General features: G+C 61.8%; 17 protein-coding genes. 1 reads left to right on the top strand and 16 read right to left on the bottom strand.

Annotated features, from left to right (window positions below; genetic code table 11):
* Positions 1-5 precede the first annotated feature (5 nt).
* A complete protein-coding gene (locus tag AC1MCD_RS14115) occupies positions 6-1,673 on the bottom strand; it encodes a sensor histidine kinase (RefSeq protein WP_498672868.1) in 1,668 nt (555 codons plus the stop codon).
* Positions 1,674-1,924: 251 nt separating this feature from the next.
* Here AC1MCD_RS14115 and AC1MCD_RS14110 point away from each other — a divergent pair, with 251 nt between their 5' ends.
* The gene (locus tag AC1MCD_RS14110; RefSeq protein WP_498672867.1) at positions 1,925-2,767 is read left to right on the top strand and encodes a response regulator transcription factor; all 843 of its coding nucleotides are present in this window, start codon (positions 1,925-1,927) and stop codon (positions 2,765-2,767) included.
* A gap of 5 nt (positions 2,768-2,772) precedes the next feature.
* Here the strand turns inward: AC1MCD_RS14110 and AC1MCD_RS14105 are convergent, their stop codons facing one another.
* The 15 genes from AC1MCD_RS14105 to cpaB (AC1MCD_RS14035) all read right to left on the bottom strand — a co-directional run bounded on the left by AC1MCD_RS14105 (position 2,773) and on the right by cpaB (AC1MCD_RS14035) (position 16,221).
* Complete coding sequence (locus tag AC1MCD_RS14105; protein ID WP_498672866.1) at positions 2,773-3,246, bottom strand: Hpt domain-containing protein; 474 nt, start codon at positions 3,244-3,246, stop codon at positions 2,773-2,775.
* Positions 3,247-3,339: 93 nt separating this feature from the next.
* The gene (locus AC1MCD_RS14100; RefSeq protein WP_498672865.1) at positions 3,340-4,224 is read right to left on the bottom strand and encodes a type II secretion system F family protein; all 885 of its coding nucleotides are present in this window, start codon (positions 4,222-4,224) and stop codon (positions 3,340-3,342) included.
* 7 nt (positions 4,225-4,231) lie between these two features.
* Complete coding sequence (locus tag AC1MCD_RS14095) at positions 4,232-5,164, bottom strand: type II secretion system F family protein (protein WP_498672864.1); 933 nt, start codon at positions 5,162-5,164, stop codon at positions 4,232-4,234.
* Between the two features lie 6 nt (positions 5,165-5,170).
* A complete protein-coding gene (locus AC1MCD_RS14090; protein WP_498672862.1) occupies positions 5,171-6,727 on the bottom strand; it encodes a TadA family conjugal transfer-associated ATPase in 1,557 nt (518 codons plus the stop codon).
* Positions 6,728-7,924: a CpaE/TadZ family protein gene (locus AC1MCD_RS14085; protein WP_498672861.1), complete on the bottom strand. Its 1,197-nt coding sequence runs from the start codon at positions 7,922-7,924 to the stop codon at positions 6,728-6,730. It lies immediately after the preceding gene.
* Complete coding sequence (gene cpaB / locus AC1MCD_RS14080; protein ID WP_498672860.1) at positions 7,921-8,691, bottom strand: Flp pilus assembly protein CpaB; 771 nt, start codon at positions 8,689-8,691, stop codon at positions 7,921-7,923. Before cpaB (AC1MCD_RS14080) ends, AC1MCD_RS14085 begins: the two co-directional genes overlap by 4 nt.
* A gap of 27 nt (positions 8,692-8,718) precedes the next feature.
* Positions 8,719-9,591, bottom strand: coding sequence for a Tad domain-containing protein (locus tag AC1MCD_RS14075; protein ID WP_498672859.1), 873 nt, complete (start codon positions 9,589-9,591; stop codon positions 8,719-8,721).
* Positions 9,592-9,671: 80 nt separating this feature from the next.
* Positions 9,672-10,082, bottom strand: a complete 411-nt coding sequence (locus tag AC1MCD_RS14070) for a TadE/TadG family type IV pilus assembly protein (RefSeq protein WP_498672858.1) — start codon at positions 10,080-10,082, stop codon at positions 9,672-9,674.
* Positions 10,083-10,216: 134 nt separating this feature from the next.
* A complete protein-coding gene (locus tag AC1MCD_RS14065; RefSeq protein WP_498672857.1) occupies positions 10,217-10,417 on the bottom strand; it encodes a Flp family type IVb pilin in 201 nt (66 codons plus the stop codon).
* Between the two features lie 278 nt (positions 10,418-10,695).
* A complete protein-coding gene (locus tag AC1MCD_RS14060) occupies positions 10,696-10,908 on the bottom strand; it encodes a Flp family type IVb pilin (protein ID WP_498672856.1) in 213 nt (70 codons plus the stop codon).
* Between the two features lie 8 nt (positions 10,909-10,916).
* Positions 10,917-11,789: a type II secretion system F family protein gene (locus AC1MCD_RS14055; protein ID WP_498672855.1), complete on the bottom strand. Its 873-nt coding sequence runs from the start codon at positions 11,787-11,789 to the stop codon at positions 10,917-10,919.
* 10 nt (positions 11,790-11,799) lie between these two features.
* Positions 11,800-12,759, bottom strand: coding sequence for a type II secretion system F family protein (locus AC1MCD_RS14050; protein WP_498672853.1), 960 nt, complete (start codon positions 12,757-12,759; stop codon positions 11,800-11,802).
* Positions 12,759-14,231, bottom strand: a complete 1,473-nt coding sequence (locus AC1MCD_RS14045) for a TadA family conjugal transfer-associated ATPase (RefSeq protein WP_498672852.1) — start codon at positions 14,229-14,231, stop codon at positions 12,759-12,761. The genes AC1MCD_RS14050 and AC1MCD_RS14045 overlap by 1 nt, the downstream gene beginning before the upstream one ends.
* The gene (locus AC1MCD_RS14040; RefSeq protein WP_498672850.1) at positions 14,228-15,430 is read right to left on the bottom strand and encodes a CpaE/TadZ family protein; all 1,203 of its coding nucleotides are present in this window, start codon (positions 15,428-15,430) and stop codon (positions 14,228-14,230) included. The genes AC1MCD_RS14045 and AC1MCD_RS14040 overlap by 4 nt, the downstream gene beginning before the upstream one ends.
* Complete coding sequence (cpaB, locus tag AC1MCD_RS14035; RefSeq protein WP_498672849.1) at positions 15,427-16,221, bottom strand: Flp pilus assembly protein CpaB; 795 nt, start codon at positions 16,219-16,221, stop codon at positions 15,427-15,429. Before cpaB (AC1MCD_RS14035) ends, AC1MCD_RS14040 begins: the two co-directional genes overlap by 4 nt.
* Positions 16,222-16,239 lie beyond the last annotated feature (18 nt).

The raw sequence follows: 16,239 nt of genomic DNA, 5'->3' as shown, positions 1-16,239 counted from the left end.
CCTGGCTAGAACGACGGCGGCGGACCGTCGGCCGGCAGCGTCACCGTAAAGGTGCTGCCCTTGCCCCGATCGCTGGTGCACGCCACTTTGCCGCCGTGGCGTTCCACAATCATCTTGGTGATGGACAGGCCAAGTCCCGCTCCCGGGATGGCTGCCTCCCGGGCGGAATCGGTGCGGAAGTAGCGGCGGAAGACGCGGGCGGCGTCGTCCGTGCTCATTCCCATCCCGGTATCGCGGACACGAAGCTGCACCCAGTCCCCGCTGGCGCCCGCACTGATGTCCACCACGCCGCCGTCGGGGGAGTACTTGATGGCGTTGGACACCAGGTTGTCCAGTGCCTGCCCGATCCGCAGCGGATCCGCGTACGCCCACAGAGGTGACGGGATGTCCGCGGCGAGGCTTACGCCGGATCGGTCTGCCTCGGCCCGGGCGGAGTTGAGGCTGGTTTCCACGAGACTGGCAAGGTCGGTGCGCTTCGGGTGGACTTTCAGGGCAGCGGAGGCGGTTGCCGACAGGTCGGTGAGGAGTGCCAGCAGCCGTTCCGAATTCCGTTGCACCACGGTGAGCCGCTGGGCAGTGAGAGGGGACAGCTCGGCGGCATCCTCGAGAACGAGGTCCACATTGCCCAGGATGGCGTTCAGCGGCGTCCTGAACTCGTGGGAGACGTTGGAGATCAGTTCCTCGTGGGCGGCCAGTGCCTCCACCCAGCCGGTCACATCGCTGTACACCACCACCGCACCGGTCAGAGTGCCGTTCTCGCCCGTCAACGGCCGCGCGGCAGTGGAATAGGCACGCCGGACCGGTTCCTCCCCGGCCCAGACCAGGTAGTCGGCAAAGGATTCACCGGCGATGGCCCGGTTGATGGGCCGTTTCCCGGATGGCAGCAGGGTCTGCCTGTCCTGCCCGAAGATGAGCTGGTGCCCTTGGCCCGGCATCTCATCGGCCACGCCAGTGGCCTGCCGGAAGATGCGCTGCCGGTTGTTCGTGAGAATGTAACGTCCGGAGCGGTCGACGGCGGCAACGGCGACGTCGGTGGCGTCCAGGATGGTGGTCAGCAGTTTCTCGCGTTCCCGGCTTTCCGCGAGCAGTTCCCGGAGTTCCGCACCCATGGCCCGCAGCTCCCGCTGCTGAACGCGCATATTGACGCTGGCGAAGCGGATGGCCAGCGCAACGGCCAGCATCATGAGCGGGAAGAGAACCAGGGACGTGATGTCCGCAGCCGTGAGGTAGGGAAACCTGACCACAGCTGAGGGGAGCATGATGAGGAACGAGCCCAATGCGGTGAGCATGAGGGTGGTGCGGACCCGCATGTCCGAGGCGGCCAGCCAGATGATTGGAAATACCACCAGGATTGCCAGTCCGGGCAGATGGGGTGCGGCGCCGTTCCGCAGTAGCCCAATCGCCAGCAGGTCAAGCACCGGAATGACCAGATAGGCGCTGGCGGGAAGCTTTTCCCAGGGGGTCACGAAGCAGGCGGCGAACAGTACGAGGTGGAGGCCAAGTCCGGCCGCGTAGGCGGGGCTGCAGAGGAGTGATGGCCAGGTGAACGGTGTGGCCACGCCCAGGACGCTGACAAGCAGGGACAGGGGAAGCTGGCACAGCGCCACCTGGGTGCGGCGGCCCAGCCTCCTGAAGAACAGCGCAACGCCTCGCGGCGAGGGGCGAACAGCCATAGGGATCTCCAAATTTCCCGACGGCCCCCCTCCGTCACCAATGAATACTGCAGCCGGTCTTCTGAAGGCTGCCTCACTCCATCTCATGAATCGCAATGTGCATGTGCTGTCATAATAATTGACTTTTCAAAAGTAAACACCGGCGGGCGTGTCATCTACCGTTCATGCTTGTACGGTATAGAGAGTTGGAGTGGATAAGGGATTGGCGCTGGGCTGATGGGGGCCTTTTCCACCTGGCATCAGGGATAGCAATGGAAGATCTTGGGGTAGCAGTAGTAATTGAAGACGACGTGGATATACGCAACCTCTTGGAGGGTGTGCTGCGTCAGGCCGGATTTGTGGTCCATACCGCGGCTGGGGGACGGGAAGGCGTGGAGGTGGTCCGGAACAACATGGCCCAGGTGGTCACGTTGGACATCGGCCTCCCGGACATTGACGGTTTTGAGGTTCTGCGGCGGATCAGGAATTTCAGTGACGCCTACGTGGTGATGCTGACCGGCCGGACGGAGGAGCCGGACCTGCTTTCGGCCCTGAATGCCGGTGCGGACGACTACATTGCAAAGCCATTCCGGCCGCGCGAGCTCAGGGCGAGGGTGGCGGCAATGATGCGCCGACCCCGCCACGAGATCAGCCGGCCGCTGCAGGCTCCGCGTTCCTGGGCTGCGGCCCCGGCGGCACCGGCATCATTAAACCCGTCCTTGGGCCATATTCCATCCGGGCCGTCAGCGGTCCAGGCGGGCGTCCTGCAGCACAACGGACTGGTCCTGAATTACCGGACGCGCACTGTGGTGGTTGGCGAGACAAGCCTTGGGCTCACCCGCAGCGAGTTCGACCTGCTGCACACCCTGCTTCGGGGCGAGGGTGCTGTGTGTACACGGTCAGATTTGGTCCGGGCGGTCCGCGGTGACCTCTATGAGCCCGACGCGTACATCAGTGAGGCTGATGAGCGGGCCGTGGAGGTCCACATCGGGAATCTTCGGCGCAAGCTCAAGGAAGATTCCCAGTCACCGCGTTGGCTGCAGACCGTGCGGGGAGTTGGCTACAGGCTGGCCCCGCAGCGGACGGACGCGCCGGCGTGGCCGGGGCAGGGCTGACCGCGCTAGTTTTTGGGGATGTAGGTGGTTTGGAGCTCGGAGACGGTACTGATTCCGTGCTCGGCCACACCGGCCAAGAGCTCCTGCCCGTGGACGAAGTTGTCCTTACGGATGGCGTCCTCCAGCGATTGGGCCAGCGTGGCCAGCCGGACTCCGCCCACCATGGCGGAGGCGATCCGCAGGCTGATGACGGCGTCCAGAGCGGCCTTGTGGTCGTGGGCCTGGACGGCGGCAGCCAGGCGGCTGAAGCGCTGGTCCCACGTGGCGGCATAGTCGCGGGCGAATCCCTGGGCGAGCTCGGGGCCGTCCAGTTCGGACTCCAGCTCGGCCAGAACTTCCAGCTCAACCCACCGGGCAGGTTCCCCGCCCGCCGTCGGCACGACTGGATGCACGCCACCGTTCACGTCCGCAGCGGATCCCGGAGCCGGCGGCTCGGCGGGAACACCCCCGCTGCTGGAGGTGAGTGGTGGGCTGTCCATGCTTCAAGGCTACTTCCTGTAAACCGATGAGGGTCCATCTTCAATGGATCCTGTGGAAACCTTGAGTCATCCTTGCCCTGTTTTGATTCGCGGTTACTGGCCGCTGAACGTGACAACCGTGTTGATAACCGCGGGACCAAGAATTGCGATGAAAAGCACGGGAAAGATGAAAAACAAGAGGGGGAACAGAATCATCACGGGCAGTTTCATGGCCTTTTCCTCGGCCCGCTGGCGGCGCTTCACGCGCATGACCTTGGCCTGGATCCGCAGCACCCGGCTGATGGCAATGCCGTAGGTGTCGGCCTGGACCACTGCTTGGACGAAGCTCCGCAGCTCAGGAATGTTGGTCCGCTCAGCCAGCGCCTGGTAGGACTCCCGGCGGCTGCGGCCCACCTGCATGTCCTGCAGGGTGCGGACCAGTTCCTCCGCCAGCGGGCCCTTGCCGTTCTCGCCGGCGCGGGCCATGGCCCCTTCGAAGCCGAGGCCGGCCTCCACCGAAATCAGCATCTGGTCCAGGGTGTTGGCCAGTTCCAGCTGCATGGCTTTCTGCCGCTCCATGCCCTTGCTGTACAGGAGCAGGTCCGGGATGAAGTAGCCCAGGAAGAGGAGGAAGAGGCCGGCCAGCTTGATGATGGGCTGCGGGCTGCTGGTGCTGATGAGGAAACACAGCGCGGCGCCAACAAGTCCCAAGACGGGTTTTGCTATCAGGATGCGGCCCAGCGGCCAGCCGCCCGGTCTTCCCGCCAGCGCAAGCAGTCTGTCCAGTTTGCGGACATATGCAGGCGGCGTCAGCCGGTAGCCCAGACCTGCCAAGAGGCTTGCGGTCTTCTTTTCCGGTGTTTCGACAGCTCGCCGGCCGCGGTTCAGGATGGCAACCGTGGCCGTCCGGGCTTTCCGATCGACGGAGAGGATGGACCAGGCCAGGTAACCGATGGGCAGCGACACCAGCAGCAGCGAGGAAATCACAAGTGGACTCATGGCATCCTCAGAACTTCAGGTCGATGATCTTGCGCATCCACAGGCTGCCGATCGTCATGAGGATGACGGACGCCGCGATCATGCCCCACCCGAGCGGGTGGGTGAACATCGAGTTCATGTAGCCGGGGTTTACGGCCATGAGCATCAGGACAATGCCGAACGGCATGGCGATGAGGATGTAAGCGGAAAACTTGCCTTCTGCTGCAAGGGACTTGATGTGGCCCTTGATCTCGCTGCGCTCGCGGATTGTCTCGTTGACTTGGTCCAGGACCTCCGCCAGGTTTCCGCCTACTTCGCGGTTGATCTGGATGGCCTGGGCGATCCAGACGAAGTCCTCGTTCTGCATCCGCTCAGAGGTGTCAGTCAGCGAGTCGAGCAGGTCACGGCCCAGACTGGTCTCGGTGATGACGCGGCGCATTTCTTCGGACGTCGGGCTTTGTGACTCTGACGCGGCGGCGTCGATGGCTCGAAGGATGCTGTGGCCTGCCCGCAGCCCGCCGGACAACAGCTGCAGGGTGTCGCCCAGCTGCTGATCGAACTTCGCGCGCCTTTTGCCGGCCAGGAATCCTAGGACCAGATGGCCCACGAACGGCGCAACGATGACCAGGAGGACGGAAACAAACGGTACGCCGATCACCAGTCCCACCAGCGCGCCGACGATGGCACCGGCAATGACCAGCACCATGAACTCAGCCTGGCTGAGGCGGACGCCGGCGTTCTCCAGAGCCTCGCGGTTGTAGAGCCGGACGTTCCTGATGGCCAGGAACCGGTCGAGGGCACCTACGGTGGTGCCGGCCAGCCGGGTAAGGCCCGACGGCGGTTCCGCCTCATAGGGCCGGCGGCGGTCGAGCGCAATGTCGGGGACCTTGGGCAGCACCAGTGCGAAGCCGACCAAGATGGGGGCAAGAAAGAGGAGGGCAGCTCCCACAATTATCATCATGACGGCCTATCCCTTACCGTCACCGGCTGCTGCCGGGCTCAGGGGAGAAGCGAACACTGCAGGCGACACGTGGATGCCCAAATCCTCGAAACGGTCAATGAACCGTGGACGGATTCCTGTAGCGACAGGCTTGCCGAGGAAGCGTCCGTGGGCGTCCACACCGGCCGAGTAGTCGAAGACAAACGCGTCCTGAAGGGTCACGATGTCACCTTCCATTCCTTGGACTTCGGTCACGTGGGTGATCCTTCGTGACCCGTCGCGGAGCCTGGAAATCTGCACGATGAGGTTCACGGCGGATGCTATCTGTTCGCGGATGGCCCGCAGCGGCAGGTCCATGCCTGCCATCAGCACCAACGTTTCCAGACGGGCCACCGCATCGCGCGGCGAGTTGGAGTGCACCGTCGAGAGCGAGCCGTCATGGCCGGTGTTCATGGCCTGGAGCATGTCCAGTGATTCACCGCCGCGGACCTCGCCCACCACGATCCGGTCCGGGCGCATACGCAGGGAGTTCCGGAGGAGCTCGCGGATGGTCACCTCGCCTTTGCCCTCAGTATTTGGGGGCCGGCTCTCGAGCCGAACCACATGGTCCTGCTGGATCTGGAGTTCGACTGCGTCCTCGATCGTCACGATCCGTTCGTTGGCCGGAAGGAATGATGACAGGACGTTCAGCAGCGTGGTCTTGCCCGTTCCTGTGCCGCCGGAGACGATGATGTTCAGCTTGGCCTTGACGCACGCGTTCAACAGTTCCGCCATTTCGGGCGTCAGGGTGCCAAAATCGATGAGGTTCCGGACTGTGAGCGGTACCTTGCTGAACTTACGGATGGTAAGCGACGAACCGCCTACGGCAAGGGGAGGGATCACGGCATTGACGCGCGAACCGTCCTCGAGCCGGGCATCCACCAAGGGGGAGGACTCGTCGATGCGGCGGCCCACCTTCGAGACGATGCGCTCGATGACCCTGCGCAGGTGCTCCTCCGAGCTGAACCGGGTCTCCACCAAGGTTAGGTGTCCTTTGCGCTCCACGTAGATCTGGTCCATCCGGTTGACCATGATTTCTGTGACGGCAGGATCGTCGAGCAGCCGCTGCAGGGGGCCGTAGCCCAACACGTCATCGGCCACGTCCTGAACCAGCCGCGTCCGCTCGTCGGCCGACAGCGGCACCTGTTCGGCGTCGATGATCTTGGTGAGTTCGTCGCGGGCGGATGACTTCAATTCCTGTTCCGTGATGGAGGAGTCATTGAATCGTGCGCCGAGGTGCTCGAACAACGCAGTGGCGGCCCTTTCCTTGAGTGCTGCAAAGACGTCCACCGGCTGCTGGGCTTTCGGCCGCACCTCCTCGGGGAGGTCGACGACGGCGACCGCGGCGGCGGCGGCGGGGGGCGTCGCCGTCGTCGGTCCTTTTTCTGCTTTCTGTTCAAACCACTGCACCCGCCGTGCGGGAACGTCCGGCCGCGGCAGTTCGAGCGTGGGGGATGAGGCCCGGGCGGGCACCGGCTCGGCGCCGGGCTGGGCTCCGGACTGGACCCGCGACTGGGCAGCGCTGATGCGCTCAGAAAGTTTCATCTAGACCACTACCCTTCGGTGCAGCCGGCGCTGGGATTTCTCCCGGCGGGCGGGGTTGAAGCGTTCCACGAGTTGGTTGAGCCCCTTTGTTGCCGGATCCTTTTGCGGTTCCTGGAGCACTGGAATTCCGCGGTTAGTCGAGAGGGCGACAGCGCGGGAGCGCGGGATGCTGACGTCGACGGGTGCGCCGATGGTGGATTCAAGGTCCTGGACGGTGAGTCCGATTTTGGGATCGGCCATGTTAAGCACCACGTGCCGGGATTCGGGAAGGATGTCCAATTGGCGCAGGATTTCCAGGCCGGAGCGCAGGCCCCGCGCGCTGGGAATGTCCATGGCGCTGACCCAGACCACGTCGGTGCATTTTTCCATGGCGGCAAGTCCAATTTCGGGGAGTCCCGGGGCGGTATCCACCACAACGTACTGAAACTGTTCCGACAGTTGTTCCAGCAGCCGGCTGACCTGTTCCGGCGTGATTTCGTCTGCGTCGATAGGGCTTGGCGGGGCGCACAGTGCATAGATACTGCCCGGGTGGACCGTGAGGAAGGCTTTCAGGACGAGGGAGTCCAGGCTCGCAGCGGGGGAGACGGCGTCCGTGACCGTGTGCTCGGGGTCCAGGTAGAGCCCGGAGGCGACGTCGCCGAACTGGAGGTCGAGGTCAACGATCACCACGCTCATGGGCGCCACTTTGCCCAGCCCGATGGCGATGTTCGTGGCAATCGTTGTTTTGCCTACCCCGCCCTTGGGCGAGAAAACGCCGATGACCACGCCCTTGTTGTTCTCGGCCGGTTGTAACGGGGCCGGTGTGCGGTGGCGGCTGGCGAAGGACTGGCTGGCGCGCTCCAGGAGTACCCGCATCTGGGCGGAATCGGAATCAGGGGCGATGATGTCCCTGACACCGGCCCGCATGGCCTGGATGAGGAAATGGGGGTCAGGTTCGGCGGACAGGATGACACTGAGTTCGGGGAACCTGACGCTGATCACGGTGGCAAGGCGGAGGGCATCATCGATAGGGACGTCGGGCCCCAGGACGAGGACCTCGGGCTGTCCCTGGTCCAGGTGCGCGAAGAGTTCGAACGGATCGGCGGGGAGCAGATTGGTGAAGAACGTCTGCACGCCGCCTTGGAGCCCGCCGGCAACGGCCTGGCGGAGCCGGGCGTCGAAGTCGACGTCGGGGGTGATGAGGACGAAGCGGCTCATTTGTACAGGTCCGTCCTGGTTATGACCCGCGGTCCGCTGTCAGTCGCGTCGAGGGGTTCCCGGCTGAGCCAGAGGGATGCGTACTCCGCGGCAAACACGATCTTGCCGGCGTTGACGTCGTTCACAGCCACGGTGACCATGAGCAGTCCCGTGGGAAGGTTCACATCGCGGGGATCCGGCTCTGCCGCCGCGCTCGCCGCCGGGGCAGGCTTGGCGGTTGCTCCTTCGGGCGCGCGCTGCACGGCTGTGACCAGGGCCTTGTGAATGGAGAGTTGGACGGCTTCCTTGTCCGCTTTCCCCTCGATGCCGCCGGTGGCGGTGGAGATGAAAATGCCGACGTTGTCTCCGGGTGCCAGCCGCCCGCCGATCACGCGCTGCGGTTCGAGCTGGAAAGAGACTTCCTGAAGGCCTGCCGGGACCGGCACCGAGCCGGAGGTCTTCAGCTCTTCGGGGGAGACGAGGCGTTCGGCGATCAGTTGCTCGCCGGGCACAAGATCGCCTGAGGTGACTTTGCCGGCCGACCCGTCCAGGGTGGTCAGCGCGGTCTTCCCGACGGCGGTGCCCGGCAGCTGCTGAAGTGCCACGGCTGCCTTGAGGGCTTCCGCAGTGGAACCGGCCGGCACCTTTTTGGTGACCACCAGGACATCCAGGGGGTCCAGGCCTTTGACGGCGCGTTCATCCGCGCCCTGGGCGTAGGACACGACGATGACCGCCCCGACGATGGCCAGCAGCACTGCCACCACTCCTGCCAACAAACGTGACTTCACTGACTGCTCCTGTTGATTCGGTTCTTGCTAGGGGGTGAGGCGGACAATTGCCGCGCCGAAGTCCGGGGTGTTGCCAAGTTCGAAGGCCTGGGCCAGAGAGACGAACTTGACGAAGTAGCCGCGGATCGATTTGTTGTCCACCTTGGCTCCGGTGGTCCAGCCGATGCTTGGAAACTGGTAACCCGTGACGTGGAAGGCGGCGAAACCCTTGATGTAGTACTTGCCGCCGGAGCCCGTTCCTGTAGCCCAGTCGTAGAGCGGCAACAGCACCGTTTGATCGTTCATTTGGCTGAAGTCGGCAGCGGTGCATAGTGAAGGTGTGTTGGCCCCGGTGTTGCTGGTGAACCACACCCCGGCATCGGTTGACGCTCCGGCCTTGAGTGTCAGGCCGCACTTTGTTGCGCTAGGAGTATCGATCCAGCCGAATCCGCCCGGTATCCCCCCGCAATCGTTGACTGCCTGTTGCAGAACCTGCACGGCGCCGGTCGGGGAACCCGCCGGGGTCAGATCCAGCCGGCAGGAGGGGATTGCAAGCGGCAGGATCACCGGTCCCTTGGATGGAACCCCCCACTTTGCTGTGGAAGTGGCAGTCACTTCCGCGGTGTTAATGCCAAGGACCCGCGCGAAAAAGAGCGACACCTGGTTCGGGGTGTGACCGGTCTCTTGGGCGCCAACAGTGACTGTCACGGTGTTGGGCGTATTCAGGTCTATCGACTTCAGGTTGCTGAGCTTGTCGTTGGCATTGCTGTTGGCCATGGTCGCTGCAAGGGTTGCAGGGCTGGTGCAGCCCACATTGGTGGGATACTTCGCACAAGTCTGCGCGACGGCCAAGGAGGCCGCATCGGCGCCATTCCGCAGCTGAGTGCGCTCGGCAAACATCATGGACACGTCTACTGCCATGGCCCCAAATCCCAACAGAACCACCAGCGACAGAGCGACTATGACACTTACCGCACCGCGCTCGCCGACGTTGTTTTTTGTCAACCGCCGCACAGCATGGCTCCGGTTCCGCTCATTTTGAAAGGGCCCGCGATGCCCGTGACGGTTGACAGGGTGTAGTTGATCGTGAGTGTCGTTTGCGGGCTTGTGCCGGGAGGAATTGTGGCTGGGCACGGTGTGCCGAAAGTAAAATCTGTGTCCTTCAACGCCGGGGTAAGGGAAGAGGCGGAGTTCTTGGCTACGCTTTTGGCGGTTGGCGCGTTGCCCGTGATGGCCAGGACCCGGACCCCTTCGCGCGCTGCTGCGGACAGCGAGGCCTGGACGTTGTAGACCCGGCTGAATTCCATAATTCCCAGAAGCAGCATGACCAGAACGGGCGCCACGATCGCAAACTCAACTGCAACGGCCCCACGCTCGGATGCCCTGGACTTTTCCATGTCTTTCAGTCCCATCCGTTTCGTGTAGGAACGCGGTGCGGCGGCAGCATGAATGCCGCCGCCGCCCTAATGCTTGGGACACAGTCAGTTTTGGGACGTATCCAAGCCCCTAGCGATAACTGGAGCAAAAACCAGCGATTGAGTTTGGGCTACGGGACGGCGGTCGGCTTGGTGGTCGGCACAGAGGTGGCCACGTTGTTGAACATGGTCTTGAGATTGTCGCCAAGGAGCGTGACTGCAATGATGATCACGACGGCGATGAGTGCGACCATGATGCCGTATTCGACGGCGGTGGCACCCTTTTCTTCACGGCGAAGTCGGATCATCAGGTTGGTGTAGAGAGAAAGCATGGGGACTCCTGAGCGAGTTTGGATGGCTGGTCCTGCACCAGCACAACCACGAAGCTAGCAACCGGTTTCTCCTCTCACGTGCGATCTGAGACTATCCTGCGCGAAGACTGCACATATACGGCGTACCCTGCGGATTTTCTCGGAAAAGGCTGCGGAAATCCTTACAAAGAAGCACTTCCGGGCAAACAAGCGGACCCCCTCGGTTCTGGGTTCCGAGGAGGTCCGGTTCTTGGGGCGCTGGATGACGCCGTGGGGGAGGCTTGAACGTATGTCTGCTGTTACGGGATACCGAGTGCAGTCTTGAGGTCGTTGCCTAGACCTGTAAAAACGTCGTTAAGGGCAAGCCCGAAGGCCCCCACACCAGCAACAATAACTAGCGCGATGAATCCAACCATGACGCTATACTCGGTCGCCGTCGCGCCCCGTTCCTCGCCACGAAAGCGCTGAGGCCAAGTCCAGGCTGGAGAAAAAAGCTTTAGCAGTAGTTTCATGGCTCCTCCTAGGAAAACGCTGCGACGATGTTCATGATTGCGGGACCGAGCAAGATGATAAACAGGGTTGGGAAGATAAAAAAGATGAGGGGAAAGAGGATCTTCACCGGGATTTTCATTGCATGCTCTTCGGCCCGTTGGCGGCGCTTCAGCCGCATCTCCTGAGCCTGCGACTTCAGAACTTTGGCAATGGCAATACCGTAAGCGTCCGCTTGGACAATGGAACGGATAAAGCTTCGTAGATCCGGAACATCTACCCGATCGGACATAGACAGGTAGGCTTCCTTACGCGAACGTCCCACCTGGATGTCCTGGAGCGTACGTATGAACTCCTCCGCGAGCGGCCCCCGTCCGTTCTGGGCAGCCCGGGCCATGGCCGCTTCAAACCCCAGCCCTGCTTGAACTGAAATGAGCATCTGGTCCAAGGCGTTGGGCAGCTCCTGCCGAATCGCGTCCCGTCGCTTCTGGGCATTGGTCCGTAAGAGCAGGTCTGGGGCAAAGTAGCCGAAGGCTATGGCCCCGAGAAGGACGGCGAAACGGCTGGGAGATGGGTCGGCCATCAAGTAGAAAAGCCCAAGCACTCCGCCAGCAAGGCCAAGGAGAGGTTTGATGGCCAGTATCCGGTTTAGAGGCCATTCCTTAGGACGGCCGATGGCGGCTAGCTGTTTGTCGAGCCATGCTTCATAGCTTCCGGGCGTGATCCGCCGAGTCAGCCCACTGAACTGCTCTGCGAAGCTTTGTTGAGTTGTCTCACGGGCACGCTGTCCAAGATTGGCCTGAATATTTCGAATAGCAGCCCGGTCGGTCCCAAAAGCAATCCAAACCAGGAACGAGATGGGAAGAACGATGGCAAGCATTGCGCTCAGTGCGATAGGTGACATGTCGCTCCCCCTAGTACTTCGGCTTAATAAGACGGCTGAGCCAGAATCCGCCGGCAGTCAACATAACGCCTGCAGCGCCAAGCATCATGAACCCCGGAACGGTGGAAGTGAAGGTCTTGGCGTACGAAGCGTTGATCAGGATAAGAGCGAAGAAGAGCACGATCGGGAGTGCCATAAGAACCCCGGCCGACATCTTTCCTTCTGCGCTTAGCGCCTTGACCTGGCGCCGTATTTGGTTCCGATCGCGGATCGTTTCGCCCACGTGGTCGAGCACTTCGGCCAGGTCTCCGCCAACTTCCCGATGGATCTCGATTGCCTGCGAGATCCAGCTAAAATCTTCACTTGATGTTCGGTCAGCAACATCCTGCATGGAGTCACCCAGATCCCGTCCGATCCTGGTTTCGTTGACGATTCTGGTTAGTTCTTCGGCCATCGGCGCGTCGGTCTCCCGGGCAGATGCGTCGATGGCCCTCAAAAGGCTGTGGCCAGCGCGCATGCTGCCGGTGAGCATTTGGATGGTGTCCGGCAACTGTTCATCAAACTTTGCGCGTCGCCGGGAAGTCAGCAGCGAAAGGTAAGTAAGCATGCCGGCCGGAACTGCAGCCAACAGCACGATTGCGAAGAAGAAGCCGCCGGCTATAAACCCAAGAATTGCTCCGACAAGGGCTCCGGCGCCCATCATCAACAAGAAGTCTGCGGGCTGAGTTTTGAGCCCGGCCCGCTCCAGCTTGTCACGATCCACCAGGAAGCCGCTGTTGCTGCCTTTGAGCCGCTTGTTGATGGCCGCCACAGCTGAATCCGTCAGCCGGGTCAGTCCGCTTGCGGCCGTGACCGCAACATCCGGCCGCCGCCTCGAAACCGGTAGGACGTTCTGGGGTTTTAGGACAACGGCGAATACGAGCACGACTGCCGCGAACACCAACACTATCCCGGCCGCAAAGAAGGTTACTGGTACCTCGGAGGCGTCCATCACCGACTCCTCGCTGGTTGAGCGCCGAAGACGGCGGGGGAGATCTGGATCCCCAGCTCAGTAAACCTGTCCGTGAAACGTGGCCGTACGCCTGTGGGAATTGGCTTCCCGAGGAAGCGGCCGTTGGCGTCTATGCCAGCCGAATAGTCGAAGACAAAAGCGTCTTGGAGGGTGACGATATCGCCCTCCATGCCCTGGACCTCCGTGATGTGAGTGACCCTCCGGGAGCCATCCCTGAGACGTGAAATATGGACGATCAAATTTACTGCCGACGCAATTTGCTCCCGAATGGCTCTGAGTGGGAGATCCATCCCTGCCATCAGTACAAGGGTCTCAAGACGGGCGACTGCATCTCGTGGCGAGTTTGCGTGCACCGTTGAGATCGAACCATCGTGGCCGGTGTTCATCGCTTGAAGCATATCCAGCGATTCACCGCCTCGAACTTCGCCCACCACTATCCTGTCTGGCCTCATGCGGAGGGAGTTGCGGACCAAGTCGCGAATCGACACCTCACCTTTGCCTTCAATGTTGGCAGGACGGCTTTCCAGACGAACCACGTGGTCCTGCTGGAGTTGCAGTTCCACCGCATCTTCGATCGTCACGATGCGGTCAGTCGCAGGGATGAAGGAAGACAAGACATTCAGCATCGTGGTCTTTCCCGTACCTGTTCCACCCGAGACGATGATGTTCATCTTGGCGAGCACACACGCCTGAAGCAGCTCCGCCATCTCCGGAGACAAGCTCCCGAAGCTGATGAGTTTCTGGACAGTGAGCGCTTCACGGCCGAATTTTCGGATGGTCAGGGAGGCGCCATTGACGGCCAGTGGCGGGATGATGGCGTTGACGCGGGAACCGTCGGCCAAACGAGCGTCCACCAAGGGGGATGACTCGTCAATTCTGCGGCCGATCCGAGTGACAATTCGCTCGATCACGCGCCGGAGGGCGTCCTCACTGGCGAACTTTGTGTCCGTCAGGAACAGTTGACCGTGACGCTCAACGTAGATTTGATCGGCGCGGTTAACCATAATTTCTGTGACAGAAGGATCATCCAGATACCGCTGCATGGGACCGTGCCCCAAGACGTCGTCAATGATCTCCCGCGTCAGTCGCTGCCGCTCTCCCGTCGACAGCGGCACTTGCTCCTCGTCGACCACCACTTTCAGTTCATCTTTCACGAACTGATGTAGTTCGGACTCTTCCATGGAGGAATCGGTGATCCTGGATCCCAGACGCTCGTACAGTGCTTGGCTGGCCCGTTCCTTGAGGCTCGAAAGGGCTTCGCTCGCGCTACCAGCTGTGACTTGGACATTCACCGGCACAGCTGCTTGCTCAGCGGCTTGAGCTTGCTGGATTGAGCTGAGTGTGGAAGGTGCACTCGGCGGCATGACAGGTATGCCGCCGGCAAATGTGCCCTCGGGCAAAGCGTGGTCGTCGTCCCCGCGCAACTTGGCAAATCGGTTAGAAAGACTCATGACACTACCGCCCTTCGGTGCAGCTTCTTGTGGGGACGCGCTTCCCAATTGGGTTTGAATCGCTCAACGAGCTGTCGAAGGCCCCTAGCGGCGGGGTCTCGGCTACCGTCCTGAAGGAGCGGTACCCCCTTGTTAGTGGAAAAAGGTACGGTCCTTGAGCGGGGGAGAACGACGTCGACCGGGGCGCCGATGGTTGCCTCGACGTCCTGGACTGTGAGCCCGGTCTTGCGGTCGGCCATGTTCAGTACCACGTGCCGGTTATCCGGCAGGAGATCTAGTTCCGAGAGAATCTGGAATCCGGTCCGAAGTCCCCGAATGCTCGGAATGTCCATCCCGCACACCCACACAGCGTCAGTTGCCTGCTCGAGTGTCGCGAGGACGTGCTCGCCTAGTCCTGGCGCAGTGTCCACTACTACATACTGGAATTCGGATCGTAACTGCCGGAGCAGATGACTAATGTGCTCGCCGGTGATCCGGTCCATCTCAATCGGGTTCCGTGGTGCACACAGCGCGTAAATGTTCCCGGGGTGCATGGACAAGTACGTCTTGAGGACCATTGCGTCCTGGCTCGCTGCACCCACCACTGCATCTGTAATGGTGAATTCCGGGTCGAGCATGAGGCCGCTGGCCACGTCGCCAAATTGGAGGTCGAGGTCGACGATTACCACGCTCATTGGGGCTATCTGTCCCAATCCGATGGCGAGGTTGCTCGCGATGGTGGTTTTCCCAACGCCGCCCTTTGGCGACATGACGGCGATGATTCTGCCACCATCCGCGCCGGTTCCCTCCCCTGCGGTCGGGGCCAGACCTCGGCGACGGCCGGCAGCAGAGAGGCTGGCTCTTTCCACCAGAGCGCGTACTGCATCGGAATCGGCCGACGGCGAAATGATGTCGCGGATGCCCGAGCGCATGGCGTTCAACGCAGTTTCGCCGTCGTCCTCTGCAACCAGAACGATACTGATTTCCGGGTACTGAAGGTCCATGACTGCAGCGAACTTGAGGGCCGCATCAAGGGGGAGTCCGGGCCCCAGGATTAGAACCTCAGGCGGCTCGCCGGTTTGCTGTCTCAGGATGTCCTCCGGGGCGTCAGGCAGATACGCCGCCTGGTAGAACTGCAGCGAGCCCCGGAGGGGTGCGATGGAGCCACGGACCGTTCGCTCATAGTCTGCTGAGGGAGAGATCAAAATGTAGCGGCTCATCGGAATACCCTTGTCTGATTGACCACGCCGTTGGTGCCTTCGGTAGCATCAGCCGGCTCCTTTGAGAGGTAGATCTTTCCGAACTCGGCGGCGAACACCAGCTTCTCGGCATCGACAGCGTTTCTCGCGAATGTAATCAAGTACGAATCGCTCGTCGTCGGTTTGGCTTCGCTGCTGGAGTTCAGCGCGCCCGTGGAGCTCGCCTGCGTGGCCTCCGCCTGGGTTTGTGCTGCAGCTCCGGAGCTGAACTGTACTGCCGTCACGAGAACTTTATGAAAAGTCAACTGAGTAGCGTTGGTGCCAGCGGCGGCGGCCCCGTCGCTGGGGGCGGCAGCGTCCGCCATGGAAATGAATACCCCGACGGTGTCGCCGGCCTGAACCCTGCCACCCACAACCCGCTCAATGCCGAGGCGGAGCGTGATCTCCTGGAGGCCGGCAGGTACTTCTACTCTGGCGGGCCCGAGGTAGGCATTTGCGTCCACAAGGCGGCTATTAAGGAGCTGCTCACCTGGAACGAGTGCCACCGAGGTGACTTTTGACCCGAGGGAGTCGAGATTTTCGACTCCCTCGGCGGCCACTGCCGTGCGCGGCACAGCCTTTGTGGTGACGTACTGTGCGAGTTGGCTGGCCGGTGTTCCGGCAGGGACGTCCTGTTTGACTACCAGGACGTCCTGGGTTTCTGTATTTGCCAAGGCACGGCGATCAGCGCCTTGGACGTAGGTGAAGAGAAGGACGGTGCCAATGATTGCTACAACCAGTGCGGCGATGCCTCCCAGTAGGCGTGCTTTCATTTCTTTCCCCTTAGATTT

The organism is Arthrobacter sp. BF1, from assembly GCF_056680215.1.
This window is presented reverse-complemented; position numbering and strand designations above follow the sequence as displayed.